Below are 26,531 nucleotides of genomic sequence, written 5' to 3'. Positions count from 1 at the left end.
CCTTGCGGAATCAGAAAATACCCCGGTGGGGTATTTTCCCGTAAGGCTGTGGCCGACTCGTTCGGCCAAGTCATGAACGGAGAACGGGGGTGCGGTGCCAGCCGCTATGTGAAAAACGCTTTAGGCGTTTTTCATGAGCCTTGCGGAATCAGAAAATACCCCGGTGGGGTATTTTCCCGTAAGGCTGTGGCCGACTCGTTCGGCCAAGTCATGAACGGAGAACGGGGGTGCGGTGCCAGCCGCTATGGGAAAAACGCTTTAGGCGTTTTTCATGAGCGCGCTTTGCGCGCAAAGAGTCTTACTCGCTGCGGCGAGCGCTGGAAATTAAATTTTAGTTGATTTTCCCTTGCGGGGGACGGGAAAATCAAAAGGGGATTTCGCGTCCTGCGGGACGCGACTCAGGGCTCTGCCCTGAGAACCCGCAGCCTTTCGAGAAAGGCTGGCGAAAGCTTCATTTCGCCTGCGGGCGGGTTACCCGAAAACCTATTTGCTATTTTCTGCGAAACGGTGTACAATAGAACCCAAATGGTTCTGTTTTTACGGTGAGGAGATTTCAAAATGCAGAATTCGATCCAATTCGACGCACATTACATAGATTGCGGTGACGCATGCATCGCGTATTACACTTTTGGTCAAGGCGAGCCGCTTGTTTTGCTGCATGGCAATGGCGAAGGCAGTGAATATTTCGCGAAATGTATTCCCTACCTGTCCCGTTTTTATCGTGTGATCGCGGTAGACAGCCGCGGACACGGCAAATCTGAGCGCGGCGAGGGAAAGTTGAACTTTGACCGCATGGCAGAAGATCTGCGCATGGTATTTGACGGTCTGGGACTGGAAAAAGCGCATGTGCTGGGCTTTAGTGACGGCGGAAATCTGGCGATCAAGTTTACGCTGCTTTATCCACAGCGTGTGGATAAGTTGATTCTGAACGGTGCGAATGTATCCATGCTGCGCGGTGTGGTACCGTGGGTGCAGCTGCCGGTGTATCCGGCGGTCGGACTGCTGACGGCGTTGTCGCCGCTCGGTCAGGAATGGAAGAACAAGCGCGATGTGCTGGCGCTGATGGCGCATGGATACGGTGTGCGGCTGCGTGATTTGCAGCTGATCGATCAGCAGACGCTGGTGATTGTAGGCGATCACGACATGATTTTGGAGTCGCACACGCGCGCGATGGTACGCCAGCTGCCGCGCGTGCAGATGGCAGTTTTACAAGGCAGTCACTTCATTGCGGCCGAGTCGCCTGCACGATTCAGCCTCAACTGCCTGCGTTTTCTGCGTGGAGAGCCGATGCCGGACGAGGTTGCGGCAGAGTGGTTCGTGGAGGATGAAAAGGCAAATCATCGATAAGAAAAAAGAGGGCGAACAGCCCTCTTTTATGTTGTGGTATATTTTTTTGGACATAAGAAAAACACACCCGAAGGTGTGCTTTTCTTTGAAAAAGAGAAAGAGAAGGTAGAGAAAAGGGATAATAGCTATTTTAGGATGCTTCCCTAGGGGAAGCATCGTCCGCCGCGCGGGCGGTTGGGAAACGGCCCATGAGGCCGGGAAAGAATTACTTGGTACGCGGACGATAACGGTCGTAGATCGACACGCCAGGTGCGTAGCAAGTCAGCTGAGCCTGTGCAAGGCTGTTCAAAAATCTTGCAAATTTCATGATTTACGCATCCTTTCAATTGGTTTTCTTACTGTCCAATATGATACACCCAATGTCGAAAAAATGCAACGAGTGACTTGTACCAAATACATAAAAACAATAGAAAAATTTTATGCACATTTTACAAAGGCTTGATTTACGCAAAAAGACGGCAAAAGAGAGAAAAAAGTTTTGACAAACTCTTTACAATCGTGCATGATAGGAGAGAAAAGGAGGAAGGCGAAGATGGAACGAGAGCAGATTGAGACGCTGCTGCATACGCAGTTTGCCAAGAAAATACGGAATCCATTCCGCAAAGCGGTAGAAGAGTACCGTATGATTGCACCGGGCGACCGCATTGCGGTTTGCATTTCGGGCGGCAAGGATTCTGCATTATTGGCGGTTTTGCTGCGGGATTATCAGAAGTACGGAAATGTGCCGTTTGAGGTGATTTGTCTTGCAATGGACCCGGGGTATGAACCTGAGAACCGGCGGCAGATCGAAGAGAATATGGACCGGCTGGGATTGCCGCTCGAGGTGTTTGAGACCAACGTCCTGCGTGTGGCGGGCAATCACGCGGCGGAAAACCCCTGTTTTCTGTGTGCCAAGATGCGGCGCGGATACCTGTATGCCGAGGCCAAGGCACGCGGGTGTAATAAGATTGCGCTGGGACATCACTACGACGACGCGATTGAGACCGTGCTGATGGGCTTGATCTACGGCGGACAGGTGCAGGCCATGCTGCCGCGGCTGAAGAGTGCCAATTACGAGGGCATGGAGCTTATCCGGCCGCTGTACCGCGTGCGTGAGCGCGACGTGAGCGCATGGGTGGAAGCCGCAGGGCTCACCTTTCTGCCTTGTGCCTGCCCGGCGCACGTCAAGGAGGGCGACACCAAGCGGGGCGAGATCAAAAAGCTCATCGCATCGCTGGCAGCCGACAATCCGCAGATTGAGGCCAATATCTTAAACGCGGTCAAGAACGTCAACACAGCCAAGGTGCTGGGCTGGCGGGACGCGGACGGTGCGCATAGCTTTCTCGATCGCCTGGATTCGTAGCGTTTTGTGACGATTTTGTGTACGCCGTTGTTTTTTACGGTTAGAAATGGTATAATAAAAAACAGCCGACCGCGGCGGGAAGATTCCGCACGGCGATCAAAAACAGGCCGGTCTGCGTCTGGTACAAACCGGCAGTACAAGGGAGTTTACAAGGAATGATCAAGACATTTGGCAAACGAATTCTGGCCATGGTCGTAGCCTCGGCAGTCGTTGCAGGCGTTACCATGACTTACGGAATTCCGAACATCAAGTACAAAGAGATCAAGTCGTCCGAGCCGGTCGTTATGACGGTTAACGGCGATCCGGTACACGCGGACGAACTGCGTGCATACCTCAAGTATAATAAGATGTCGATGGAAAACATGCTCAGCTATTACGGCATGGATGATTCCATCTGGTCGGACCCGTCCATGGGCTCGATGATGGTTCAGCAGCTGTTCCAGGCAGCCAGCCAGCAGGCAATCGAGGTACGCGTGGTAAACCAGGAGTTTAAGAACCTGGGCCTCAAGCTGACCCGTGCCGAGAGCGAGGCAGCAGAGCAGCGCAAGGAAGACGATGTTGCACTGCTTGGCGATCAGGAAGCGTTCCAGTCTTGGCTGGACAGCATCGGCTATACCAAGGACATTTATAACAACACCATTGCAATTTCGGCGTATGCGAGCGCAATTCAGGACGCATACTACGGCGATAACGGCACCAAGACCAATACCCAGGCGATCATGGATCAGTTCAATGAGACTTATCTGTGCGCAAAGCACATTCTGGTCAAGTCCATTGACGATTCGTACAATCCGCTGACCGGTGATACCCTGACCGCAGCGCAGAACAAGGCCAATGAGGCACTGGAGAAGGCAAACGCCGGCGAAGATTTCGATACGCTGATCGCACAGTATAACGAAGACCCGGGCATGGAGATGTACCCCGAGGGCTACGTATTTACCGAGGGCGACATGGTTGATGAGTTCTATCAGGGCGCAAAGGCACTGGAACCCGGCCAGACCTCGACTTCTCTGGTTGAGAGCAGCTACGGCTGGCATATCATCCAGCGCGAGCCGCTGACCGAAGATCAGCTGACCGATGACATCAAGGAAGTCCTGATTCAGCAGATCACCGGTAAGACCTTCATGGATGAGATCACCGAGCTGATGGACGCAGCTGATGTTGAGTACACCGAGGATTACGGTGAGGCAACGTATGATAACCTCATGAAGCTGCTGGGCGAGGAGACTACCGAGTCGACCGAGACCACTACGACCGAAGATAGCGCGGCAGCACAGGAGACAGCTCCGACTGGGGAACAGACCACCGCGGAATAAGGAAAAAGAGAGAGGCTTGCAAACGCAGGCCTCTTTTTTGCGGCAAAAAACCACCGCACCAAATATTGAAGCTTTCGCCAGCCTTTCTCGAAAGGCTGCGGGTTCTCAGGGCAGAGCCCTGAGTCGCTGTCCGCAGACAGCGAAATTCCCCTTTTGAAACCCGGTGTCCGACCCGGGTTTCAACTAAAAAATAACAAAAAAAGCGCCGTCCGCAGACGGCGCAATTTCCCCGCGGCCAAAGGCCGCTCATAAGACCCGACCAGCCGGATCGGGTCTTTTTTATGACGTACTTACAGCTTCTCCGCCCAGTCAGCTTCCTTAAAGCCAACCAGAACGGTGTCACCGTCCACAACGATCGGACGCTTGACCAGCATACCGTCGCTTGCCAGCAGCGTGAACTGCTCGTCCTCGCTCATCTCGGGAAGACGGTCTTTGAGGTGCAGCTCCTTGTACAGGTTGCCGCTGGTGTTGAAGAACTTCTTGAGCGGCAGGCCGCTTTTGCTGTGCCACAGGCGCAGCTCGTCCTCGGTGGGGTTTTCCAGCTTGATATCGCGGACGGTTACGTCCTTGTTCTGCGCGTCCAGCCATTTTTTCGCCTTCTGGCAGGTGGAGCACTTGGGGTAGCAGACGAAGAGCATGGGAAGGGTCTCCTTTTTGTTGATTTTGGGGTGGGATTTTAAGGAAAAACGCTGATAAGCGTTTTTCATGAACGCGCTGAGCGCGCAGGGGAATTGCGCGTCTGCGGACGCGCTTTCATTTTTGTTTTGGTTGATTTTCGCACGGCGAAAATCAAAAAGGGGATTCCGGACTCTAGCACTCATTTTATCCGCGCACAGCGCGGGAATGAGGATAGTGACCTACGGGCCGGAGTCCGGCTCAGGGCTCTGCCCTGAGAACCCGCAAGCCTTTCGAGAAAGGCTTGAGCGAAAGCTTCAATATTGGGTGCGGTGCTATTTCGTTTCTGCGTATTTTTTCACCAAAGTCTGCGCCATCTGCATGGGTGTCTCGCCGGGTTTGAGTCTGAGCGACAAGTACGGCTGACTGCCCGCATTGAGCAGCAGACGACCAGAGAAATCCGGGTCACCGCACAGCTGAGACAATCTGCGGAAGTCGGTCTGGGCGAAGGTGATATACAATCTGCCAGCGTCCTGTTTGATTTCGGTCACGCCCTGATCGCCAGCCTGCGCACGCAGCAGGGCGATATCCAGCAGAGCGACGGCCTCTGTCGGCGGTTCGCCGTAGCGGTCGATCAGCTCATCCAGCAAGTCGCTTCGACCCTCGTCTGAGCGAATGAGGGCGATACGGCGATATAGATCGACGCGCTGGCCGGGGTCGGGGACATAATCGGCGGGCAGGTTGGCCGACAGGGTAAGTTCTGCGGCGCATTCGACACGCTGGGGTGGGGTTTCGCCCTTTTCCTCGAGCACGGCTTCTTCGAGCAGTTTGAGGTAGAGATCATAACCGACGCTCATCATGTGACCGGACTGTTCCGGGCCGAGCACGTTGCCCGCGCCGCGAATTTCCAGGTCACGCATGGCGATTTTGAAGCCCGAACCGAACTCGGCAAACTCGCGGATAGCCGACAGACGCTTCTGGGAAATTTCCGACAGCACCTTGCCGCGTCGGAAGGTGAGGTAAGCGAAGGCGCGGCGGCTGGAGCGGCCGACACGACCGCGAATCTGATGCAGCTGGGCAAGACCCATGTGGTCGGCGTCCTCGATGATGAGGGTATTGGCGTTGGGAATGTCGATACCGGTCTCGATGATGGTGGTGCACACCAGAATGTCCAGTGCGCCGTCGCTCATCTCGTTCATGACGTTTGCCAGCTCACGCATGTGCATCTTGCCGTGCGCCACGCCGATGCGTGCGTCGGGGAAGTCCTTTTGCAGCCGCAGCGCGGTGCGCTCGATGGACTCGACGTAGTTGTGCAGATAGTAGATTTGACCACCGCGCGCGAGCTCACGCCGGATGGCATCGTTTACAATCGCGTCGTTGTACTCCATGACGTAGGTCTGCACCGGCCAGCGGTCGTGGGGCGGCTCTTCGATGGCCGACATATCACGAATGCCGGACAGTGCCATGTTGAGGGTACGCGGGATGGGTGTTGCTGACAGGGTGAGCACGTCGACCTGCTTGGACATCTCCTTGAGCGTCTCCTTGTGGCTGACGCCGAAGCGCTGTTCCTCGTCGATGATGAGCAGGCCGAGGTCGTGGAACTTGATTTTCTTATTAAACAGCTTGTGCGTGCCGATAATCAGGTCAATCATACCGCTTTGCAGCTGGTCGAAGATCTTTTTCTGTTCGGATGCGGTCTTGTAGCGGGAAATCAGCTCAATTTTGACCGGATAGCCCGCGAAACGCTGTACTGCGGTCAGGTAGTGCTGACGAGCAAGCACGGTGGTGGGCACCAGAATGGCGGCCTGTTTGCCTGCAAGCACGCATTTCATGACTGCACGCAGGGCAACCTCGGTCTTGCCGAAGCCAACGTCGCCGCACAGCAGACGATCCATCGGGCGCGAGGATTCCATATCGCGCTTGATCTCTTCAATGCAGCGCAGCTGATCGTCAGTCTCGTCGTAGGGGAAGGCCTGCTCGAACTCGCGCTGCCAGATATCGTCGTGCGGGAAGGCGAAGCCCTTGAGGCGAGCACGCTCAGCGTAGAGCTGAATGAGTCCGGCAGCCAGTTCTTTGGCGGCTGCCTTGGCGCGCGAGCGGGCACGCTGCCAGTCCGCACCGCCCAGCTTGTTGAGCCGTACTTTTTCCGGCTCACCGCCGCCGATGTACTTGGAAATGAGGTCGAGCGAGGTGGCGGGAACATACAGGAAATCGGTGCCCGCAAAGGCGATCTTGATGAAGTCGCGCGCTGCGCCGTCGACCACCATGCGTTCCATACCGATGTACCGGCCAATGCCGTGATGCTCATGCACCACGAGGTCGCCGGGGGTCAGGTCGGTGTAGCTCTTGACGCGGTCGCGGTTGGATTTTTTGGTACGGCTGGATTTTTTGCGTGCCGGGGCGTGGCCTTCGGTCAGGATGGTCAGACCCAGGCCGGGATATTCCAGACCGGCGGACAGCGTACCCTCGAGGATGTGCACCCGGCCGGGTGCGGGCAGGCGGTTAGAAATCGGCGCATCAATGCCGTGGGCTTCGAGCGCTTCACGCATATTCTTGCAGCGCAGATCCGAGCTGCACAGCACGCAGACCGCGCGCTTGAGCTGTAAAAATCCGGCGATATCGGCTGCCGCCATGTCAAACGAGCCGCCGAAGGCGTTCATCTGGTTGACCGAGAAGCTGACCAGCGTTTTTGGAGTCAGCTCGTTCACCGACGACAGGAAGGTATCCAGTCGGACGAGCGGACGGCCGAGCAGGCTGCGGCACAGGGCAACAAAGTCGAGTGCGAAGGTTTCGGGCTGCTGGGGCAGCTCACCGCGTTCAGCCAGCGCTTCGAGGTCACCCGCAAGGCGCAGGATGTAGCCGCCGACCGCCTCGCGCAGGCGCGGTGCGTCGTCGATGAGGAAGATGGTGTCCTCGGGCAGATAGTCGAGCGGGGTTGCGGCCTCGGGGTAGATGAGGGGCAGGTACTTGTCTGCCGCGGGCAAAGACTGGGTCTCGGTCAGACGCTCGATGTCGCGCTCCAGATTGCGCACCAGATCGGGGTGCTTTTTGCGCTTTGCGCGGGTGGCCTGATCGAGCGCCTTGCACAGACCGCGGATGCCGCCGGGTGCGCAGGCAGGCAGGGTCTCCATGCAGGGCAGACAGGTGAGTGCGTTCAGGCTGGCACCACGCCTTTGAGAGCCGACGTCGAACGCAGAGATCGAATCGATCTCATCGCCCCAGAACTCAATGCGCACGGGCGCATCGGCGCGGGGCGGGAACACGTCCAGAATGCCGCCGCGCACCGAGAACTGACCGGGGCCTTCGACCTGTGAACAGCGCTGATAGCCTGCCGTGACCAGCTTTGCCGTCAGATCGGCGAGCGGGGTCAGATCACCGACCCGGATGGTCAGCGACGCATCGTGCAGTACCGCAGGCGGCAGGGTCTTCTGCACGAGTGCGGCAGCCGATATGGTGACGAGCGGCGCATCGGGCAGCTGCGCCAGCGCCGCGATGCGTGCCTGTTCGTACTGACGGGACATGCCTTCCATGCCCGCCATGGTCAGTTCGCGTGCGGGGACGTGCAGGACGGGCAGCTCGGAGAAGGATTCCAGATCGGAAGCCAGACGAAGTGCGGCGTTGTCCTCGTCGGTCAGGATGCAGACCGGGCGCGAGGTTTCCAGACGGAGCGCAGCGGCGAGCTGTGCCTTAGCGGCAGGCGGCAGACCGACGGCGAGCGCCGGGGTCTGACCCGACCGGATGGCATTAAATAGCTCTTTGTATTCTTTTGAATCTGTAATACTTAAAGTAATATTTTGCATAGCAGACTCCTGTCGAAAAATGGAAGCAAACGGGGAGACGGCAAAAGGGCAGATTTTGCAACCTGCCCATAAAACCGTCATTTTATTTTAAACCTTCGGGGCTGTGCCTCGAAGGTTTCCCGCGAGCCCGCGCCGCAGTCCGGCGCGGATGATCCGGGGGTATCAAAAAGGTTTCGAGTGCTCGCAGGAACCTTTTTGTATCTAGGGACGAACCAGCACCTTAAAATACGCCGTAGGCGTGTGCTGGTGAGGTGAGCGACCCGACTCGACTTTCGAGAGTCGGGTAAAAAATATGTCGGTGACATATTTTTTAGCGATGGGAGGGTCCCCCTGGATTATTTTATTCGTGGCTGTGGCAAGCCGCGCAGTCGCCCGAGCAGCCCATAATCGCCTCGGGGTCCTTGCCCTGCTTGCGGTAGTAGTCCGCGATTGCCGAGCGCAGTGCCTCCTCAGCCAGCACCGAACAGTGCATCTTGACCGGGGGCAGACCGTCCAGCGCCTCTGCGACTGCCTGATTGGTCAGCTTGAGCGCCTCCTCGATGCTCTTGCCCTTGACCATCTCGGTAGCCATGGACGAGGTCGCGATCGCTGCGCCGCAGCCAAAGGTCTTAAACTTAACGTCCTCAATGATGCCGTCGTCCGAGATCTTGAGGTAGATCTTCATGATATCGCCGCACTTTGCGTTGCCGACCTCGCCGACACCGCTTGCGTCCGCGATCTCACCGACGTTGCGCGGGTTTGTGAAATGGTCGAATACCTTCTCGCTGTATTCCATAAGAGTTAGGCTCCTTTGTCTCTATAATTTATGAATGGATGTGCTTAATGATGATGATGGTGATCGTCGTGCAGATCGGATGCTGCGGTCAGGTCGGGCTTGCCGTCCACCCAAACCGGGCTCATTGCGCGCAGCGTCTCGACAACCTTGGTGACGTTCTCAATCAGGTAGTCTACGTCCTCCTCGGTGTTCTGCTCGCCCAGAGTCAGACGCAGTGAACCGTGCGCGATCTCGTGGGGCAGGCCGATGGCCATGAGCACGTGCGAGGGGTCGAGCGAACCGGTCGAGCAAGCCGAACCGGTCGAGCCGCAGATGCCGGCCAGATCCAGACGCAGAATCAGACCCTCGCCCTCGATGGCCTCAAAGACGAAGGAGGCCGTGCCGGGCAGACGGTTGACCGGGTCACCGGTGTAGTGGGTGTAGGGGATGGCATCCATGATGCCCTTGACCAGACGGTCGGTCAGCTTCTTGACGTAGCCCATCTTCTCGGCCAGATGCTCACCGGTTGCGTCCTCGATGGCCTGTCCCAGACCGACCATACCGGCTACGTTCTCGGTGCCCGATGCAAGGCCGCGCTCCTGACCGCCGCCGTAGACCAGCGGCTCGAGTGCGATACCCTTGCGGACGTACAGCGCACCGATGCCCTTGGGACCGCGGAACTTGTGCGCGGACAGGGACAGCATGTCAATGCCCATCTCCTGCACGTCGAGCGGCATGTGGCCGACAGCCTGTACCGCATCGGTGTGGAAGACTGCACCGTGTGCGTGTGCGATCTCAGAGATTGCCTTGAGGTTCTGGATGGTGCCGATCTCGTTGTTTGCCGCCATGATGGTGACGAGAGCGGTCTGATCGGTGATGACCGACTTGAGCTGCTCGAGATCGACGTGACCCTGTGCGTCAACGTCCAGATAGGTGACCGGATAGCCTTCCTTCTCGAGTGCCTCGCAGGTGTAGAGGACTGCATGATGCTCGATCTTGGAGGTGATGATGTGCTTCTTGCCGCGTGCCGAGCGACCCTTGACATAGCCGCGGATGGCGAGGTTATCGGCCTGCGAACCGCCGCCGGTGAAGATGATCTCGGACGGGTCCTTTGCGTTCAGTGCACGCGCAACCTTCATGCGCGCTTCGGTGACCGCACGGCGTGCCTCGCGGCCAATGCGGTAGAGCGAGGACGGGTTGCCGTAAAACTCGGTCAGAAAGGGCTTCATTGCCTCAAATACAGATTCGGACATGGGCGTGGTCGCCGCGTTGTCCGCGTAGACAAAACGATTCATATGGTGATCTCCTCCTTGTGGAGTCTGTGTTCTACACTTAATATACACCAAACCAGTATGCATTATCAAGCATGAATTTGACCAATTCGGGACCGGGAAAAACCGGTATTTTTGCGCCGAATGGTCGATTGGGAAACTTTGCCTGCCGGACAGACAGAGCCCTAAAGATAAGTTTACTATGATTATGCCCGAAATGCAATCAATTTTGCAATTTTTTCCGTCAAAACAGGGAGAGAGGGACATAAAAAAGCCCCTGCCGGAGGGCAGAGGCTTTGGAAACGGTCAGATGCTTAGCTGGCCGGACGAACGGCGGGCGCGGTGGTGGCTGCACCGTTTGTCAGGTCGATGCGCACAGCGGCATTGTAGGCCGATGCGTTGCGCTCGTAGGAGATGGACGCACCGGACTTGGTCTGTACGGTGGTCAGGGTGGTCATGGGCGCGGCCTCTGCACCGTAGGGAGACGCCGTGCGGATGATGGTGAGCGACTGATTGGGGATGAGCTTCATGTCAACCGAGGTGTAAGCGTCGGCGGTGAAGTGCAGGCTGTAATTGCCCGAACCGTCGATCGGCGTGGTGGCCGACTGGTCGGACAGACGGCGTACAACCTCACGCACCTGCGCGGTGCTGCTGCCCGGGGTCAGGGTGAGCTTCTGCGCCTCGGCGCAGACGAAGTCGATTGCGTCACCGTTCTTGACAGCGGTCAGGCTGGCGGTGTTATCGAGCGGCTTCATCGCCCACTTGCCCTGTGCAATGCCGACCTCGGTCAGGAAGTCGGACTTGAGGTACAGCTTGCCGTCCACACGGCTGACGATGCCGTCGACGGTCAGATTCTGCAGCTTTTTGAGCAGGGCGTCGACGTTCTCATCGATCACATTCGCACCCTCGTTGGCTGCAATGGCCTGTTCGATGGCCGAGCGGTCGGTCTGGAGCTTGGCGGTAAACTGCGCAGCGTCCAGGCTCTCTGCACCGGTGATGGTGCCGTTGATGACGACCGGAATGTCACCCATTGCGGTGTGATAGGTCAGGGTCGCGCCGATGGCACCGGACAGCGAGCGGGCGGTCTTGGGTGCGACACTGTTCTGGAACTGGGTCATCGCGGTGATGGCCTGGAACTGGTTAGAAAACTCGGTCTGCATCATCTTTTCGGTGTCCACGATCAGAACGGTCTGGGTGTTGTTGTCCCAGCCGACCGCAGCGCCGAGCGCCTGCGCGGCAAAGCGAACGGGGACATAGGTACGACCGCCTTCAATGAAGGGGGCAGCATCGGTGGAGAACGAACGGTCGGAACCTGCCCGATCAACCGTACATGCCTTGCGGCCGATGGTCAGCTTGACCGTGCGGTCACCGCGCTTGGCGGTTACCGTGCGCGAGGGATCGTCCCAGGAGACCGTCGCACCCATCGATTCAAAGATGGCACGGAAGGGGACAAAGGTGCGGTTGTCACGCATGAGGGGCTGGGCATCCGAGAAGGCGACCGGCTGGTCGTTCAGCGTGACCTGGATACCGGCGGCGCGAGCGCCGGATACCGGGAGGGCAGATACCAGGAGCGCGGCGGCGAGTGCCATACCGCATAGACGGGAAAATAAACGCTTCATAAAAAACGCCTCACTTTTCTTTGGATTATTCCGCGAGCGCATAGATGGCGCGGATTTCGTCGGGGCCGAGATCGATGTAGCTCTTGACCGGACGGGTGCCACCCTTGGTGGTCAGATCGATGATGGCATCGTACTCGTCAGGAGTCAGACCGAGTTCGCTCATGTGGGTGGGCATGCCGATCTCGGTGAAATAACGCTTCATGGCCTCGATACCGGCCAGCGCGGTGCGCTCGGGGTGGTCGAAGTCCATCGGGCAGTCCCAGACACGGTTTGCCAGCTGGGCAAACTTGGGAATGTCATATTTCATCACAAACTGTGCCCAAGCGGGGAAGAGAACGGACAGACCTGCGCCGTGCGAGATCGAGTCATGCAGGGCAGAGACCGGATGCTCAAGCTTGTGTACCGGGAACTTGCGGATTTTGCCGCAGCCGGTCAGATCGTTGTGCGACAGCGAGGACGCCCACATCAGCGTCGCACGCGCTTCGTAGTTGTCGGGGTGTGCGATGGCAACACGGCCAGCCTCGCGCACCGATACGAGCAGCGCTTCGGCAATGCGCTCGCTCAGATCGCACTCGTCCTGACCGGTCACGTAGCGCTCGAGCGTATGCATCATAATATCAACGATGCCGCAGCCGGTCTGGAACTTGGATACCGTAAAGGTGTTTTCCGGGTTCAGGAACGCGACGAGCGGGCGAACGGTCTCGGAGGTGATGCCCTGCTTGACCCAAGGGGTGATGAGATCGTTGGTGATGACGTCAGAGTTGGACATCTCGCTGCCGGCTGCCGAGATGGTCAGAACCACACCAACCGGGAAGACTTCGCTGCGCTCGGGATGGGTGCCGGTGGACGCATACTGCCACGGGTCGTTACCGGTCACAAGACCAACACCAATCGCCTTGGCCGAGTCAATGACACTGCCGCCGCCGACAGCCAGAATAAAGTCAACCTTTTCCGCACGGCCAAGCTCAATGCCCTTGTGAATAAAGGATAACTTGGGGTTGGGCTCAACACCGCCGAACTCGACGTAAGACAGACCGGCCTCGGTCAGAGAAGCGATGACCTTGTCCAAAAGACCGGTTTTCTTGACCGAACCACCGCCAAAGTGAACGAGAACACGGGTTGCACCCAGCTCACGCAGCTCGGTACCGATCTGGGATTCCACACCACGACCGAAAATGACCTTGGTGGGGGCACAGTATGTAAAATTCTGCATAGAAAACAATCCTCCTTAAAAGATCATGGACATAGGGGCTGTCCATGGATAGATTCATTATAGCATATTTGCCCGCGAAATAGGATACATTTTGGGAACAGTTAAACCACCGCACCCCTACTAAAGTTTGGATCAAACCTTTTCAAAGGTTTGCGGGTTCTCAGGGCAGAGCCCTGAGTCGGACTCCGCAGAGTCCGAAATCCCCTCTTGAAACCCGGTGTCCGACCCGGGTTTCAACCAAAAAATAATTTAAAAGCGCGTCCGCAGCCCGTAGGCCACTATCCTCATTCCCGCGCTGTGCGCGGATATCATGAGTGTACGCGCAACCCCCCAGCGCACCAGGCGCGCTCATCAAAAAAGACGACCTGAAGGTCGTCTTTTTTCGCTACCTAATACCACCAATCACCCCTTACTACTCCACCCCCTTTCATGACAATCCAGGGACAAAACACGCAAACCCCTTGCCAGACCGCACAAAAAGGAATATAGTGAGAGAAAAGGCGGCAAGGTCCGCCGGATCTGAGAGGAAACATTTTATGTACGATTACACCCCGTTCCAGTGGCTGCTGGTGTTCTATGTCTATTGCGTCCTGGGATGGATGTTTGAATCGACCGTCGTGTCGGTTCAGCAGCGCAGACCGGTCAACCGCGGCTTCCTGCGCGGCCCGATGCTGCCCATTTACGGCTTTGGCGCTGTCCTGCTGCTGCATGTGGCATTACCGCTTGACGGTCACCCGGTCGCAATGTTTTTCGCCGGTATGATCGTCGCGACCGCATTTGAATATGTGGTTGGTATCATCATGGAATCGCTGTTTAAGGTACGGTATTGGGACTATTCCGAGCATCGCTTTCAGTTCCAGGGACGTATCTGCCTGCAATCCTCGCTTGCGTGGGGTGCACTGTCGGTGATTCTGCCGTACTTCATCCATAAGCCGGTAGAAGATCTGTTAGAGCACTTGTCGCCCTTTATGACAGCCCTGATCGGCTGTGTGGTATCGGTCTATTTTATCACCGACGTTGTCAGCTCGGTCAAGACCGCACTGGGTATTGCCAAGCTGCTCGAGGAAGTGGACAAGATGCGTGCCGAGGCCGACGCGCTGCGCGAGCAGCTGACCGCGCAGGCCGAAAAGACGCGCCAGCAGCTGACGCAGGCCGCGCAGGAGATGCGTGCGCAGAGTGCGGCAGTGGTCGAGGAGCGCAGACAGCGCATTATGGCGGCATCGGAAGAGCGTCGCTTGCAGCTGCACCTTGCGCTGTGTGAGGCGGACAGCCGCATCACCGAGCGTGTCGAGCGTATGCGCCGCACGTCCAAGTGGATGCTGCGCGGCAACCCGAGCTTGCGTTCGGGACGGTATCAGGAGGCGGTCGAGGAACTGCGCCGTCGTCTGAAAAGAGGATAAGAGATTTGTGTATAAGAAAAGCACCGTTCGAGAGAACGGTGCTTTTGTTTTGGGGGATTGCGCGTCTGCGGACGCGCTGAAAGTTAAATTTTGTTGATTCCCGGGTCGGACACCGGGAATCAAGAGGGGATTTCGTGTCCTGCGGGACACGACTCAGGGCGACGGTGCCTACGTGTTAGGGACTTGGCCGAACAAGTCGGCCACAGCCTTGCGGGAAAACGCCCCACAGGGGCCTTTTCAGATTCCGCAAGGTTCGAGAAAGGCTTGAGCGAAAGCTTTAATAATTGGTGCGGTGGTTTAGGGGTTCAAAGTCGGGGTGACGTTACCAGCGACGCGGAACTGTTTGAGCACGATACCGTTTTTATCCGGGGAGATTGTCTCCTGATGATCGCCGGCGGTAACGGTCACGTCGTGGTCACTCTGACCGAACACGACCACCAATGTTTTGGGTTCGTCCTCCGTGCCGACCCGGGTATGATAGACGGCGACATCGTCCTCACTCTGCATGGCATTCAGATAGCACCAGCGATCGGGGAACAGCCAATCGGGAACAAACAGTACCAGATCGTTTTTCTGGTCTCCGGCGTCGAACAGAACAGCCAGACAGCGGTCGGTCAGGTCGGTTTTATAGACCTCGGGAGCCTGTTCGCTCATGACAGCCTGCTGCAAGGCAGCGGTCAGGTCTTCGCTCGTGCTCAGTTTGACCGAGCCGGTCAGATGACTGGTCACGAAGAATCCACCGACAAAGAGGATGAGGACAATGACGATGACGAGGATATTTTTCGCACTCAGTCCTTTGCGTTCGTCCATGGTCTTACCTCCTGGGATCGTCGTCTCTGTGCTGCTGACGCTCGTACTGCTCCATGCGTGCGTACTTGGAGCGCATCATCTGGCGGCGCTTCTGACGCTTGCGGCGAGCGCGGATGATGTAGAAGGTGATATAGAGGATGAACAGCAGGATGATGACGAGCAGGATGAGCTTAAACAGCGGGGTGCTGAAGAAGTTTTCGAGCAGGTATGCGTAGTAGAGCACCTCGGACATGGACACGTCATTGAGTGCGACCAGATCGATCGAACCGTAGGTGACGCCGTTCAAGGACAGCGACAGTGTGCCGAGCTTGTCCCCCTTGGTAACCGGTGCGACCAGATCTTCCTTGACCGTGATGGACTGTTCAAAGTCGGCAGCGGTCAGATCCTTGGGCACGGTTGCGGTCAGGTCACCGCCTGCGACCAGCATGAGTTTGTTGGCCTCGGTGGACAGGCGGATGGGCACTTCCTGAATCTCGGTACCCTGACTGATGAGGGTCTTGGACTGATAGTTTTCGTATGCCCAGTCAAACAGCTTCTTGGTCTCATCGTAGGTGAGCGGCTGAGCCGAGCCCTGCGGCTTTTCGCAGCCGAGCATGACCGAAATCAGCTCCGAACCCTTCTTTTCCGCCGATGCAACCAGACAGTAACCGGCCTGGCTGGTGTGACCGGTCTTAACGCCGGTGGCGTATGCGTAGTAGTACGGGCTGTTGCGCGACAGAATGAGCTGGTTGGTGGTCAGTAAGTACAGATTCTTGCCGTTCGGATGCTCGGCAGCCTTGTTGGACGGCGCGAGGTTTTTCTGTGCCGTGCTGACGATATCGCAGAAGGTCTCGTTTTTCATGGCCTCCTGCGTGATGCGGAACAGGTCGTGCGCGGTGGTGTAGTGGTTGTCATCGTGCAGACCGTTGGGGTTTGCAAAGTGGGTACCGGTGCAGCCCAGATCGGTGGCACGGGCGTTCATCTTGTCAACGAAGGTCGGGACATCGCCCGAAACCACACGCGCGAGGGTGTTGGCCGCCTCATTACCCGAGGGCAGCAGCAGACCGTATAGCAAATCCATGATGGAAACTTCCTCACCCACGACAAAACCGGCCTTGGACGAGTCGGCTTCCACGCCGTTAAAGTCCTCCTGGGTGACCGTGACCTTCTGTTCGAGGTCGTCCACGTTTTCCAGAACGATGAGCGCGGTCATGATTTTGGTGGTCGAAGCCGGGTAGCGTTTTTCCTCGGCGTTCTTTTCGTACAGCGGCAGACCGGTTTCCGGGTCACCTAAGTAGACGGCAGTGGCCTGAATGTCCGGGGTGGAGATGGCCTGCGCCGCACCGGGGCACACGGTCAAAAGGCATAAGAGCACAACAAAAAAGGCGGCAAGGTGCCGCCGGAGAGCAGGGAAAGTCATTCTTCGGGTTCCTCCAGCGTAAAGTCTTCATCGGAAAAGCGGCCGCGGATGACCGCCGGTTTGGGCGGGATGCGGCGCAGGGGATCATAGCGGAACGCACGGCAGGCGTGTTCTTTGGGTACAACACCTCGCTTGCGGCAGGCGACGTGTTCGTCGTCGAGCGGGACGGCGCGGGCACAGTACAGGCAGCGCGGTTCGATGTCCCGGCGGAAAAGGAAACGGTTGGGGCGCAGCGTTTCGCATCACCTCCTAATCAAAGGGAATTTGGGATAGTATTCTCATTATAGCCGATTTCGGTGCTTTTTTCCAGAGGAAGTTACACACAGGATAGAAATGGAAACAAAGAGCAGACCGGCAGCCGGATGGGTGGGCAGACTGGCGAGCGCGGCAGAGAAAACCGGCGTGGGATGGGGGAGAATGGCCTGGACGATCATGGTCAGGGCGGCTGCGATCAGACCGTGCAGTACCTTCCCATAAAAGAGCCGCCGCAGGGACAATCCGTTCACAGCGGCAGCCGTCTGACACAGGACGGACAGACCACCGAAGCCGACCACAAAGCTCATCGCGGGCAAAAGCGCACGTCCCGCACCCTCGGGCAGTAAGACCAGACCGCTCGTCATCTCTAAGATACCGACGAGCAGCGGCTGCGCCGCGTCGGCGGGTGCACCGAGGAACCACAAAAGCGGGGTGCACAGCACGGCAGCGTGCTCCAGAATACCGGCGGCTTCCAGCACCCGGCGCAGCATGGAAAAGAGCATGATAAAGGCGGTGATGGACAGGCAGGCGCGTCCGGCCTGCTGCACCGACTGGGTCAGACAGGTGGAAAAGGGTAGCGGTTCGGGTGCGCGGCTGGCGTGCCGCATAGCCTGCGGTGACTCCCGGACGGTCATGGCAAGACCGGTCAGCAGCGCGGCGGCGATGTGAATGCCGTAGAGCAGCACACCGGTGCGCACCGACCCGCACAGACCGGCGCCGCATACGCCGATGAGAAAGGCCGGGCCGGTGTTGTTGCAGAATCCCAGCAGACGCTCGGCTTCCTCCCGCGACAGCGTCCCCGCGTCGTACAGCTCGCGCGCAGCCTGTGCGCCGATGGGGTAGCCGCCGGTCAGACCCAGCACGAGCGGCCCTGCCGCCTCGCCGGGCAGACCGTAGACCCGTCGGATGAGCGGTGCGCACCATTTTCCCACCACCGACACCGCGCCCGAGCGGATGAGCAGACCGCTCGCGACAAAGAAGGGGAAGAGTGCGGGAATGGCAGTCGCAAGCGCGACGTCCAGACCTTCCTGTGCACCGCGCGCCGCGGCGGCCGCGTGCGGTACGACCAAACAGAATAAAATCGCCGCGAGAAAGGCGGCGGAATACGGCAGCAAACGGCGCATGGCTGTGACCCTCCTGACAGACCCCGAAAAAATGGGTTTTGTCCATCGTATGCCGTGCGGTCTAGGTTCATACCGGCTTTGCATAGAGTAAGGGGAGAAAGGAGGCGAGCGCAGATGGGGCTGCGGGAGATGTATGCCGCACTCGGGCAGGCCGTCCAGGGCGCGCCGCGTGTGGAAGTGGAGGGCGGACGCCTGGTCATCGAGCGGCACCGGGGCGTGCGGGCATATAGTCAGACTTGTATCCGGGTGGACTGCCCGGACGGAGAGGTCTGCATCGAGGGCGAGGGCTTGACGCTCGAAGCGCTCTCGCGTGCCGAGGTCGCGGTGCGCGGCCAGGTGCAGCAAGTGAGGCTGGAGCACAGGAGGGGGTAGTGTATGATCGGACGTTTGGTATCGGGCGCGGCGGGTGAGGTGCGCATCCGGGTGTGCGGCGCATCCATCGAACGGTTTCTGAATGTCGCCTTGCAGGGCGAGATCGGCCTGTGGCACACCGTGCGTGTGGATGCCCGGACGATCGAGACCACGCTGTCGCTGTCCGATTTTTACGCGCTGCGGCGGCTGATGGGACGCACGGGCTGTCGGGTGCGGGTGATTGGACGGCGCGGCCTGCCGTTTTTTGTTGCGCGGCTGCGCCGGCGCTGGATTTTGACCGGCGGTGTGTGCGCACTGGCGCTGGTCGTCGTGCTGCTGACCCAGTTTGTGTGGGTGCTTGAGATCGTCGCCGCCGACGGCATTCCGGTCAGTGCGCTGCGCGATGTGCTGCGCGAGACCGGTATCTATGAGGGCGCATGGCTCGGACAGATCGACACCGACGACACGCGCCGCGCCATTCAGAGCGAAATCCCGGAAGTCGGCGTCATCGCGATTACGCGCATCGGCAACGCGGTGCGTGTGGAGGTCGATGCCGCCGTGCCCACACCCGACCGTATCGACCGCGCTGCACCGACCGGTCTGGTTGCCAGCCGGGACGGGGTTGTCAGCCGCACGGCGGTAACCGGCGGACAGCTGCTCGTCCAGCCCGGCGAGGCCGTCGAACAGGGGCAGCTGCTGGTCTCGTCGGCCGTGCCCAATACGACCGAGTGGGGCGAGGCGCACCGCGCACACGGCATGGGACGGGTCATGGCCTACACCAGCCGCACGGCAACCCTGCTGTGTCCGCTGACGTGGACGGAATCCCGCGCGACCGACCGCATGACCACTCGATATGCGCTGATTCTGGGCGACCGGCGGATAAATTTGTATTTAGGGAGTGGTATTCATACCGATACTTGTGATAAAATAACCATAGAAAAGACAAGGCTTTCCATCGGAAGCCGCCTGATGCTGCCCATTTCCCTCGTGCGCGAGACCTGCCGGGCGTGTGATGCCGTCCCGGTTTCGGGCACAGCGCAGGAGGTTGGAGACGCGGCGGCGCAGACCTGGCTTGACCGGCTGGCGCAGGCACTGGACGGAACGATTTTGGACAGCCGCTGGACGATCGAGGAGGAGGCAGGCGCGGTGCGCGTGCGCGTGACGGCGTCATGCGAGGAGCAGATTGCCTGCGAGATGATCGACCGCACACCCTTGCCCGAAAAGGAGCAGGAGGAGCCGGCAGAGTAAGCACCCCTGACCGTCCGGTGATTTTTTGGAAAGACAGAAAGGCAGCGAATATGATAGAAACAACCATGCAGATGGAGCAGGCCGACCTGATGATCGCCATTTTCGGTGCGTTCGACGAGAATATCAAGCTCATCGAGCGCGAACTGGGCGTATCGGTGGTCAGTCGGGCGACCGAGCTCAAGATTTCGGGTGACCCCGAGGCAGTCGGGGTCGCCGAGCGCGTTTTTGCCGCGCTGCTCGAGATGGCGCGCCGCGGCGAGGCGGTCAGCACCCAGACCGTGCAGTACGTTATCGGTCTGGCGCGCGAGGGCCGCGAGAGCGAAGTGCACACCATGGGCCGTGACGTGCTGGTCATCACCGCCAAGGGTAAGCCCATCAAGGCCAAGACCCTCGGACAGAAAAAGTATATGGAGGCCATCCGCACGCACACCATCACCATGGGCATCGGCCCGGCCGGTACGGGTAAAACCTATCTGGCCGTCGCCGCGGCCGTGGCCGCATTCCGCGACAAGCAGGTCTCGCGCATCATTCTGACCCGACCGGCGGTTGAGGCGGGTGAAAAGCTGGGCTTCCTGCCCGGTGACCTGCAAAGCAAGGTCGACCCCTACCTCAGACCGCTCTACGACGGTCTGTTCGACATGATGGGCGCGGAGAATTTCCAGAAGCACATGGAAAAGGGCTCGATCGAGGTCGCACCGCTCGCTTACATGCGCGGACGCACGCTCGATGACTCCTTTATCATCCTGGACGAGGCGCAGAACACCACGCCCGAGCAGATGAAGATGTTTTTGACCCGTATCGGTTTTGGCTCCAAGGCGGTCATCACGGGCGACGTGACCCAGATCGACCTGCCCGACGGCAAGACTTCGGGACTCAAGGAAGCGTCCCGCGTGCTCATGGACGTGCCCGACATCGCCCAGTGCTATCTGACCGACAAGGACGTTGTGCGTCACGAGCTGGTACAGCGCATCGTCAAGGCGTATGCCGATTATGAGAGCCGCAAGATGAGCCATGTGCGCGAGGATCGCCCGGCGCGTGCGGTACGCGCTGCACGGTCGGACAAGCCCGACGCGCCGCGTAAATTCCAACGCCGTCTGGAGGGGAGAAGATGAACCATCTCATTCGCGTGACCACCGAAGTAGAGCTTGCGCACGAGGACGAAGTGCGCGACCTCATCACCCGCTGTGCGCAGCAGGTGCTGAAGAGCGAGGGCATCGACTTTGATGCCTTTATCGATGTGACCATCGTCGATGGCGAGACCATCCGGCAGATGAACGCCGAGTACCGCGACAAGGACGCGGTGACCGACGTGCTGTCCTTCCCGATGTACGATTTTTACAACGGAGAAGCACAGGAAGAGCTGGAATACGACCCGGAGATCGACAAGGTCATGCTGGGCGATATGATTTTGAACTACGACCGCGCGGTCGAACAGGCCGCCGACTTCGGTCACTCGCCCGAGCGCGAGTGCGGATTTTTGACCGTACATTCGGTGCTGCACCTGCTGGGCTATGACCACGAGCGGGAGGAGGACGACCGGAAGCTCATGCGCGGCAAGGAAGAAGAGAACCTGACCGCATTGGGTCTGGTACGCGCATGATGGGCGGCGAGATCCGCAAGCTGCGCCAGAGTTTTCAGTACGCCGTGCGCGGCGCCCGGCTGTGTATGCACACTGAGCGCAACTTCCGCATTCACCTGACAGCAGCCTGCTATGTGACCCTGCTCGCCGTGCTCTGCCGCCTGTCGGCGGTAAAGTGCGCCGTGCTCGCGCTGTGCTTCGGCGTGATGATGGGCGCGGAGCTGATGAACACCGCCATCGAGTGCCTGTGCGACTGGAAAGCGTCGGGCTACGACCGCGCTGTGCGCGATGCCAAGGACATTGCAGCCGCAGGCGTGTTCGTGTGCGCGGTGGCGTGCGCCGTCATCGGTTTGCTCTTTTTTATCCCCGAGCTTGACACCATTCTGGATGCTCTGCACACCCATCCCACCCTGATTTTTGTTCTGATTTTTTCAGCGCCCTGTGCGCTCTGGTTTATTTTTCGATTTGGAAGGAAAAGATAAATGGAAATTACAAAAACCGCGATTGTCTCCATGGTTGGACGACCCAACGTAGGCAAATCCACCCTGACCAATAAGCTGGTTGGCCGCAAGGTGGCCATCGTGTCCAACAAGCCCCAGACCACCCGTACCCGTATCACCGGCTTGCTCAACAAGGACGGCTGCCAGTACGTCTTTTTGGACACCCCCGGCCTGCACAAGCCGCGCTCGCGCCTGGGCGACTACATGGTAAAGGTCGTCGAGGACACCGTCACCGAGGTCGACGTGGCCGCACTCATCGTCGAGCCCATCCCGAACATCGGCGCACCCGAAGAAAAGCTCATCGCGCAGATCGAGGAGGCCGGCATCCCGTCCATTCTGGTCATCAATAAGACCGACACGGTCAAGCACGAAGACCTGCTTGCTGTTATTGCGGCCTACGCGGCACGCCATGAGTTTGACGCGGTCGTACCGGTATCCGCACGTACGGGTAAGAATCTGGATATCCTGATGGAGGAGATCAATAAGTTTGCGCTCGAAGGCCCGCAGCTCTTCCCTGAGGACATGGTATCCGACCAGCCCGAGCGCCAGATGGCAGCCGAGATCATCCGCGAAAAAATGCTGCTTCTGCTCGACCGCGAAGTACCGCACGGCGTTGCAGTCGGCATCGAGAAGATGGAGACCCGCGAGAGCGGTACGGTGTCCATCTACGCGACCATCTACTGCGAGAAGGCCAGCCATAAGGGCATTATCATCGGCAAGGGCGGCGCCATGCTCAAGAAGATCGGCGAGCTGGCACGCCGCGATCTGGAGCGCGATCTGGGCGCAAAGGTTTACCTTGACCTGTGGATTAAGATCAAGGAAGACTGGAGAAACAACCAGTATCAGATGAGAAACTTCGGCTATCAGGACGAATAAAACCGGTATAGGGGGACCCAAGTGGCCATCGCTAAAAAATATGCCACTGGCATATTTTTTACCCGACTCTCGAAAATCGAGTCGGGCCGCTCACCTCGTCAGCGCACGCCTGCGGCGTATTTTAAGGCGCTGACTCGTCCCTATATACGCAGGAGGTTCCGGTAGAAACCTCCTGCGATACCCCCGGAATATCCGCGTACCCCAGGGCACCTTCTCGAAAATTTCTTGGAAATTTTCTCACCTTGCCGGACTGCGGCGCGGGGTCGGGGTAAAACTTCGAGGCATAGCCCCGAAGTTTTGAAAATTAAAAATCTATGCTTCGTTTTGTCTACGCGAAAATGAGCGAGATATTTCCTCTTATACTTTGCCCCAAAGCTGGCTATGCTATGGGACGAAAGGGGAGAGCGTACATGGATTTACAGGAATTTTGGAATCGATTTATTCATACAGGCGAACCGGCGGCTTATCTTTTGTACCGGGGACTGCATGAAGAACACGACAAGGAGCGATATGGAGCATCTCACGCACAAAGGTCTGGTCATCCGGGAGACCGATTTCGGGGACAATGACCGCTATATCAGTGTGCTGACCGAGGAGGGACGGCGCATTGAGGTGCTGTGCAAGGGCGTGCGGCGGCGCGGCGGACGGATGATGAACGCGGTGCGGCTGTTCTGTTACAGTGAGCTGACGCTGTATCAGGGGCGGGGCGGCAAGTATACGCTCCAGCAGGCCGATCTGATCGCGTCCTTTTGGGGCGTGACCGAGAGCATGGAGACGTACGCGCTGTGCTGTTATCTGGCCGAGCTGACCGGTCACATGACCGACACCGAGGAGGACAGTCCGGCGGCAGCCCGCCTGCTGCTCTACGCCCTGCACGCGCTGGCCGAGCAAAAGCGCGACCGCCTGACCGTCAAGGCCGCCTTTGAGCTGCGGCTGATGGCCGAGAGCGGATACGAGCCGGAATTTTCCCGGTGCTCGGTGTGCGGTGAGCCGCTGGGGAACAGTCCCTGGTTTTCTCCGCGCGACGGCGTGTGCCGCTGCGCGTCTTGCGCCGAGCGTCTGGGCGCACAGGGCTATGTCCGTCTGATCCCGGCAACCTTTTCGGCCATCCGGCATATCCTGACACAGGAGCTGCCCCGGGTGTACGCTTTCGCGCTGAGCGGGCCTGCCCGTGTGCAGCTCGCCCAGGTGTGCGAGGCGTACGCGCTGTGCCGCGCCGAGCGCGGCTTTGACAGCCTTACATTTTACCGCTCTCTGGAACCGGAGGGCGCGATTTCACCTACATTTGGAGCAAAGACATGAACCGATTGGGAGAAAAATCACTTAGAACACTGGAATATTTTACCGTCCTCGACCTGCTGGCGGCGCAGACCGTGTCGGCACGCGGACGGGAGATGGCGCTGGCGCTGCGACCGGTCACCGACCACGAGGACGCGGCGCTCTATCTGCGTCAGACCACCGATGCAAAGAACATGATGGTCAAAAATGGCAGCCCGACGCTGGGCGGCATCCGCGACGTGACCGCAGCGCTCAGACGGTGCGAGGTTGGCGGCGCGCTCAACATGCGCGAGCTGCTGGGTGTGGCCTCGCTCCTGCAGGCGGCACGTCTGATGCAGGCGTATTTTGCCGAGCAGGAGGAAAAGACCACCTTAACCCCGATTTATCACCGCATTTCGGGTAATCGGAGCCTGGAAGAGTCGATCACGACCTCGATTGTCTCCGAGGAGGAGATGGCAGACGGCGCATCGCCTGAGCTGTCGTCCATCCGCCGCGAGATGCGCCGCATCGGCGGACGTGTGCGCGAGACGCTGGGACGCATGATCTCGGGCGAACGCGCCAAATACTTACAGGAAGCTATCATCACCCAGCGAAACGGACGTTTCGTCGTGCCGGTCAAGGCCGAGCACCGCGGCGACGTGCCGGGACTTGTGCACGACACCTCGGGTTCGGGCGCGACGCTGTTCGTCGAGCCAGCACAGGTCGTCGAGATCAACAACCAGCTCAAGGTACTCGAGGGACGCGAGCAGCAGGAGATCGAGCGCATTCTCGCCGAGCTGTCGTTGGGCGTGGCACAGTGCGCGGAATCCATCCGCGAGGACTATGAGGCGCTGTGCACTTTCGACTTTATTTTCGCACGCGCCAAGCTGTCGTTTCAGCTGAATGCCTGCGAGCCGCACCTGACCGAGGACTACGCGGTCAATCTGCACCGCGCCCGTCATCCGCTGCTCGATCAAAAGACCGCCGTGCCCATCGACATCGCCATCGGACGCGACTATGACACCCTTGTCATCACCGGCCCGAACACCGGCGGTAAGACGGTATCGCTCAAAACGCTCGGTCTTTTGTGCCTGATGGCGCAGTCCGGTCTGCACATTCCGGCAAACGAGACCTCCGAGGTGTGCATCTTTGAGAACGTCTATGCCGATATCGGTGACGAGCAGTCCATCGAACAGAGCCTGTCCACCTTCTCGTCCCACATGAAGACCATCGTCGGCATCATGGAGAAGTGCGCCAAGGGTGATCTGGTGCTGTTCGACGAGCTGGGCGCAGGTACCGACCCGATCGAGGGCGCAGCCCTTGCGGTCTCGGTCATCGGCTACGCCCGTCAGATGGGTGCGCGTGTCGCCGCGACCACGCACTATTCCGAGCTGAAAACCTTCGCACTGACCACCGACGGTGTCGAGAACGCATCGTGTGAGTTCGACGTGGGCACGCTGCGCCCGACCTACCGCCTGCTGACCGGTATTCCGGGTAAGTCCAACGCCTTTGCCATCGCCGCACGCCTGGGACTCCAGCCCACCATTTTGGAGCGGGCAAAGGAACAGATCTCGACCGAGAACACCCGCTTTGAGGACGTTCTGGCCGAACTGGAAAAGGAACGCCGTCAGCTGGAGAAGTATAAGGCCGAGGCCGAGCGCCTGAGAGCGGCGGCACAGAGCGAGCGCGACAAGGCCGAGAACCTCCGCGACAAGACGCAGGACGAGACCGACCGCATTCTGGAGAACGCACGCCTCAAGGCCGACCGTATCCTCAAGGATGCGCGTATGGCAGCCGAAACCGTGTTTGACGAGCTGGAAGACATGAAGAAGCAGGCGCAGAAGAAGGCAGCCGATCAGAATCTGGCGGCAGCCAAGACCACCCTGCGCGGCATCATCACCCAGACCGAGACCGAACTGCGCGGCAAGGCACGCGAAAAGCGCACGGTCGACCCGAATGAAGTCAAGAACTTGAAACCGGGCGATGAAGTACAGCTTTTGAACGTGTCCGGAGTCACCGCAACCGTGCTCAAAGCACCGGATGCGGACGGAAACGTACAGGTGCAGGCGGGCATCATGAAGATGAATGTCCGTGTGACAGAAGTGCGTCCGCTCAAGAAACAGAAGCAGGAGAAGAAGCCGTCCGGCCGTCCGGCAGGCGGCAAGGGCGGCGTCAGAGAGCTGCGCGTGCAGGCAGCGCCGAGCGAAATCGACGTGCGCGGCCTGTGTGCTGAGGAGGCCATTTTGGAGGTCGACCAGTTCATCTCGTCCGCCCTCATGAGCAAGCTGCCCACCGTGCGCATCATCCACGGCAAGGGCACCGGCACCCTGCGCGCTGCAATCCAGAGTCACTTAAAGCGCAACAAGTTCTGTAAGACCGTGCGCAACGGCGTCTTCGGAGAGGGCGAAATGGGTGTCACGGTTGTCGAGTTTAAGTAAAACCCGCGATCGGGCAG

22 protein-coding genes are annotated in these 26,531 nt (G+C 58.8%); 13 read left to right on the top strand and 9 right to left on the bottom strand.

Going from position 1 to position 26,531, the window contains the following annotated elements:
- From B5F17_RS15020 to B5F17_RS13110, 4 genes are all read left to right on the top strand, one after another.
- Nucleotides 1-339, top strand: a 339-nt coding sequence (locus B5F17_RS15020; RefSeq protein WP_206396737.1) for a hypothetical protein, incomplete at its 5' end; no start/stop codon positions are given.
- A gap of 219 nt (nucleotides 340-558) precedes the next feature.
- Nucleotides 559-1,347, top strand: coding sequence for an alpha/beta fold hydrolase (locus B5F17_RS13120; protein ID WP_087374507.1), 789 nt, complete (start codon nucleotides 559-561; stop codon nucleotides 1,345-1,347).
- A 532-nt stretch (nucleotides 1,348-1,879) separates the two neighbouring features.
- Complete coding sequence (locus B5F17_RS13115) at nucleotides 1,880-2,689, top strand: tRNA 2-thiocytidine biosynthesis TtcA family protein (RefSeq protein WP_087374505.1); 810 nt, start codon at nucleotides 1,880-1,882, stop codon at nucleotides 2,687-2,689.
- Nucleotides 2,690-2,844: 155 nt separating this feature from the next.
- Complete coding sequence (locus tag B5F17_RS13110; RefSeq protein ID WP_087374503.1) at nucleotides 2,845-4,005, top strand: peptidylprolyl isomerase; 1,161 nt, start codon at nucleotides 2,845-2,847, stop codon at nucleotides 4,003-4,005.
- Between the two features lie 290 nt (nucleotides 4,006-4,295).
- Here the strand turns inward: B5F17_RS13110 and B5F17_RS13105 are convergent, their stop codons facing one another.
- From B5F17_RS13105 to B5F17_RS13080, 6 genes are all read right to left on the bottom strand, one after another.
- On the bottom strand, nucleotides 4,296-4,643 hold the full coding sequence (locus B5F17_RS13105; protein ID WP_087374501.1) for an arsenate reductase family protein: 348 nt from the start codon (nucleotides 4,641-4,643) through the stop codon (nucleotides 4,296-4,298).
- A 312-nt stretch (nucleotides 4,644-4,955) separates the two neighbouring features.
- Nucleotides 4,956-8,420, bottom strand: a complete 3,465-nt coding sequence (gene mfd, locus B5F17_RS13100) for a transcription-repair coupling factor (protein WP_087374499.1) — start codon at nucleotides 8,418-8,420, stop codon at nucleotides 4,956-4,958.
- A 340-nt stretch (nucleotides 8,421-8,760) separates the two neighbouring features.
- On the bottom strand, nucleotides 8,761-9,195 hold the full coding sequence (gene nifU, locus B5F17_RS13095; RefSeq protein WP_087374497.1) for a Fe-S cluster assembly scaffold protein NifU: 435 nt from the start codon (nucleotides 9,193-9,195) through the stop codon (nucleotides 8,761-8,763).
- Nucleotides 9,196-9,239: 44 nt separating this feature from the next.
- The gene (gene nifS, locus B5F17_RS13090) at nucleotides 9,240-10,469 is read right to left on the bottom strand and encodes a cysteine desulfurase NifS (protein WP_087374495.1); all 1,230 of its coding nucleotides are present in this window, start codon (nucleotides 10,467-10,469) and stop codon (nucleotides 9,240-9,242) included.
- A gap of 290 nt (nucleotides 10,470-10,759) precedes the next feature.
- Complete coding sequence (locus B5F17_RS13085) at nucleotides 10,760-12,064, bottom strand: copper amine oxidase N-terminal domain-containing protein (RefSeq protein WP_162608188.1); 1,305 nt, start codon at nucleotides 12,062-12,064, stop codon at nucleotides 10,760-10,762.
- A 25-nt stretch (nucleotides 12,065-12,089) separates the two neighbouring features.
- Entirely contained in the window at nucleotides 12,090-13,277 is a 1,188-nt protein-coding gene (locus B5F17_RS13080; protein ID WP_087374491.1) for an iron-containing alcohol dehydrogenase, read from the bottom strand.
- Between the two features lie 536 nt (nucleotides 13,278-13,813).
- Between B5F17_RS13080 and B5F17_RS13075 the strand changes: the two genes are divergently transcribed.
- Nucleotides 13,814-14,677, top strand: coding sequence for a putative ABC transporter permease (locus tag B5F17_RS13075; protein ID WP_087374490.1), 864 nt, complete (start codon nucleotides 13,814-13,816; stop codon nucleotides 14,675-14,677).
- Between the two features lie 297 nt (nucleotides 14,678-14,974).
- Here the strand turns inward: B5F17_RS13075 and B5F17_RS13070 are convergent, their stop codons facing one another.
- From B5F17_RS13070 to B5F17_RS13055, 3 genes are all read right to left on the bottom strand, one after another.
- A complete protein-coding gene (locus B5F17_RS13070; RefSeq protein ID WP_087374488.1) occupies nucleotides 14,975-15,487 on the bottom strand; it encodes a hypothetical protein in 513 nt (170 codons plus the stop codon).
- 4 nt (nucleotides 15,488-15,491) lie between these two features.
- The gene (locus tag B5F17_RS13065) at nucleotides 15,492-16,886 is read right to left on the bottom strand and encodes a D-alanyl-D-alanine carboxypeptidase family protein (protein ID WP_087374486.1); all 1,395 of its coding nucleotides are present in this window, start codon (nucleotides 16,884-16,886) and stop codon (nucleotides 15,492-15,494) included.
- A gap of 281 nt (nucleotides 16,887-17,167) precedes the next feature.
- Nucleotides 17,168-18,265 carry a nucleoside recognition domain-containing protein gene (locus tag B5F17_RS13055; RefSeq protein WP_162608187.1) on the bottom strand — a complete coding sequence of 366 codons (1,098 nt, stop codon included), beginning with the start codon at nucleotides 18,263-18,265 and terminating at the stop codon, nucleotides 17,168-17,170.
- Between the two features lie 78 nt (nucleotides 18,266-18,343).
- Here B5F17_RS13055 and B5F17_RS13050 point away from each other — a divergent pair, with 78 nt between their 5' ends.
- The 8 genes from B5F17_RS13050 to B5F17_RS13015 all read left to right on the top strand — a co-directional run bounded on the left by B5F17_RS13050 (nucleotide 18,344) and on the right by B5F17_RS13015 (nucleotide 26,514).
- Entirely contained in the window at nucleotides 18,344-18,637 is a 294-nt protein-coding gene (locus B5F17_RS13050) for a YabP/YqfC family sporulation protein (protein WP_143287746.1), read from the top strand.
- Nucleotides 18,638-18,640: 3 nt separating this feature from the next.
- Nucleotides 18,641-19,864 (top strand): sporulation protein YqfD, encoded by a 1,224-nt coding sequence (locus B5F17_RS13045; RefSeq protein WP_087374479.1) that lies wholly within the window; start codon nucleotides 18,641-18,643, stop codon nucleotides 19,862-19,864.
- Nucleotides 19,865-19,914: 50 nt separating this feature from the next.
- A complete protein-coding gene (locus tag B5F17_RS13040) occupies nucleotides 19,915-20,976 on the top strand; it encodes a PhoH family protein (RefSeq protein ID WP_016148683.1) in 1,062 nt (353 codons plus the stop codon).
- A complete protein-coding gene (ybeY, locus tag B5F17_RS13035; protein WP_087374477.1) occupies nucleotides 20,973-21,464 on the top strand; it encodes an rRNA maturation RNase YbeY in 492 nt (163 codons plus the stop codon). The genes B5F17_RS13040 and ybeY overlap by 4 nt, the downstream gene beginning before the upstream one ends.
- Nucleotides 21,461-21,925 (top strand): diacylglycerol kinase, encoded by a 465-nt coding sequence (locus B5F17_RS13030; protein ID WP_087374475.1) that lies wholly within the window; start codon nucleotides 21,461-21,463, stop codon nucleotides 21,923-21,925. The genes ybeY and B5F17_RS13030 overlap by 4 nt, the downstream gene beginning before the upstream one ends.
- On the top strand, nucleotides 21,926-22,819 hold the full coding sequence (gene era / locus B5F17_RS13025; protein WP_087374473.1) for a GTPase Era: 894 nt from the start codon (nucleotides 21,926-21,928) through the stop codon (nucleotides 22,817-22,819).
- Between the two features lie 510 nt (nucleotides 22,820-23,329).
- Nucleotides 23,330-24,121, top strand: coding sequence for a DNA repair protein RecO (gene recO / locus B5F17_RS13020; RefSeq protein WP_162608186.1), 792 nt, complete (start codon nucleotides 23,330-23,332; stop codon nucleotides 24,119-24,121).
- Nucleotides 24,118-26,514, top strand: coding sequence for an endonuclease MutS2 (locus B5F17_RS13015; RefSeq protein ID WP_087374469.1), 2,397 nt, complete (start codon nucleotides 24,118-24,120; stop codon nucleotides 26,512-26,514). Before recO ends, B5F17_RS13015 begins: the two co-directional genes overlap by 4 nt.
- The last annotated feature ends 17 nt before the right edge of the window (nucleotides 26,515-26,531 follow it).

Source organism: Butyricicoccus pullicaecorum (assembly GCF_002160355.1).
Lineage (GTDB): Bacteria > Bacillota > Clostridia > Oscillospirales > Butyricicoccaceae > Butyricicoccus > Butyricicoccus pullicaecorum.
This window is presented reverse-complemented; position numbering and strand designations above follow the sequence as displayed.